Source organism: Priestia sp. P5_B4, from assembly GCF_056400385.1.
The window spans coordinates 1-2,358 of sequence record NZ_JBFULJ010000604.1 but is presented as its reverse complement, the minus strand read 5'-3'; the positions used below and the strand labels follow the sequence as shown (position 1 = coordinate 2,358).

The window sequence follows — 2,358 nt, the reverse complement described above, 5'->3', positions numbered from 1 at the left end:
TATTTTTATGACAAAAGGTTTGAAAAATCCCTTTTGTGGTAAAAAAAAACGTAGTTCTCCTAGTGCATAGACAGAGGTTTAATAGGAAGTTATAATTTAGGCAATTACATAAAAGGGGAGTAAGCTAAGGAAGGTGAATAGATGTGCGAAAGATAAAGCGGTTGCTATTTCTGTTCATTTGTATAGCGGTTGTAATTGTTGCGTATGAGATGATTCGATATCCAATTGAAAACAATGCTGCAAGTGTGCAGCAGCATTTGCGAAATTGGGAGCATAAAGAAAGTATTGATGGTTCTGCAAAGATTACGCTGCAAGATTTTAAACGGGTTGATCACTCTAATACATACATAGCCTTATTCTCCATACCTGGTGATAAAGAAGGAATGGCCGTATTGAAGCAAGGATGGAACAAACGCCTGCGTATTGAAGTCAGTACCAAAATGAGCAATTTAGTGGATTATGATGATATCCATACAAATAAAGGGACATATGCGCTGTTTACAGGAACAAATAGAAGTAAACAAATTGAGCGAGTAAAGGCGGCTTTGGTGCACGATACATATACAATTGATGCTGCGGTCCCAAAAAGTGATTATTTTGTGCTGTATGAAAAAATACCGAGTCATATTAAACATCCGTTTCCAGCAACGACAACGCTGCTGGATAAAGCAGGGGATGATATCACGGTTAAAGAATTTATGGATCAAGAGCTGCGTGAATAACACGCAGCTTTTTTCTATAAAAAAAGCTTTTTAAAAAAATTCACGTTTTGTTCATATTTTCGAAAGAAAGAATTTTAAGCAAAAAAAACAAATATTTGCTATAAAGTAAAAGGGAATTAACGGGCAAAATAAGTTTCATACAGGGCGTCACATTTTCTTTGAAAATTTGTCACAAAATATTCAATTATGTCGATGTGTATTGATATATCAATGTTGAAGCAAACATACAAAGCTAATTTTGCAGTTATTCCTAAAGAAATAGTTAAGAAATGGGAGCTGAATCCTTTTATTTACATTTATTCATACCAAATTATGTGATAGAATATCGCAAGGTTGAAGCACTCTAACCCCATTGGTACAGTCACTATATTAGAATATTTTTAATATAAAAAAATAAAGCAAAAGGGACGAAAAAAATGTCATTTTGTATTACAATAGTAGTGGCCTACAAATAAGGGGGAAGAGAGTCTGTATAAAAATGTCGTTATCTAGCGAAAGATAGCGCATTTTGAATGTTCATCAATATAGGCTTCGCATCATGTGTTGTTAGAAAGGAGAGTTTTAAGTGAAACCAAAAAAAGGATTTTGGAAGCTAGTAGGTTTACTATCTGCGCTTTCACTAGTATTTTTGAGCGGTTGTTCAAAGCTTGCTGTATTGAACCCGCAAGGTCCTGTTGCAAAAACGCAATCTGATTTAATCATTTGGTCTATGTGGATGATGTTGATCGTGGTTGTTGTCGTATTTGCTATTTTTATATTTGTTCTTGTCAAATATCGTGAAAAACCTGAAAACATGGACTATGAGCCACCTGAGCAAGAAGGTAACTTAAAGATGGAGGTTATTTGGACAGCATTCCCAATCATCATCTTAATTCTATTAGCAGTGCCAACTGTTAAAGCGATCTATTCTGCAGAAGAAGTACCGGCAGAATCAAAGGATAAAGATCCAATCGTGATTCACGTTACATCTGCAAACTGGAAATGGATTTTCAGTTATCCGGAACAAAATATCGAGACGGTTAACTACGTAAACATTCCAGCGGATACGCCAGTGAAATTTGAGTTAACAGCTCAAGGGCCTATGAACTCATTCTGGGTACCAGAACTTGGCGGACAAAAATATTCGATGAACAACATGTCAATGCCATTATACTTAGAAGCTGATAAGCCTGGTTCTTATATGGGACGTAGTGCTAACTTCTCTGGTGAACATTTCACTCAAATGCAGTTCGAAGTTCAAGCTCAAACGGACAAAGACTTTAAAGAGTGGGTTAGTGACGTAAAAGGTACAGCTGGTAAATTGACTGAAAAGAAATATGATCAAATCCTAAGCCCAGGCGTTGTTGGTCGTCAAACTTACAACGGTACACATTTAAAATGGATTGACCATGCAAAAGATGTATACATTCCTGGCAAAGAGCTAGAACGTGGTACAGGACATGATCACAGCAAGATGAAAGAAGACGAAAAAACGAGTAATGAAGAAATGGAAAACATGGATCACTCAAATCATGAATAACATTCATTTATTACACTAAATAACGTAATGATTGGGGGAAGACATAATGAAGCTAGATGAATTTTTCGTCACTGGCGAACCTATGATTTACGCTGCTGATGCAGCAATCGCTATGAC

General features: G+C 36.2%; 2 protein-coding genes. Both read left to right on the top strand.

Annotated elements, in window-relative coordinates; translation table 11 throughout:
* Positions 1–143: 143 nt before the first annotated feature.
* Complete coding sequence (locus AC1DRF_RS23575; RefSeq protein WP_025751110.1) at positions 144–722, top strand: hypothetical protein; 579 nt, start codon at positions 144–146, stop codon at positions 720–722.
* A gap of 565 nt (positions 723–1,287) precedes the next feature.
* Positions 1,288–2,241 carry a cytochrome aa3 quinol oxidase subunit II gene (gene qoxA, locus AC1DRF_RS23570; protein ID WP_013057827.1) on the top strand — a complete coding sequence of 318 codons (954 nt, stop codon included), beginning with the start codon at positions 1,288–1,290 and terminating at the stop codon, positions 2,239–2,241.
* Positions 2,242–2,358: the final 117 nt, after the last annotated feature.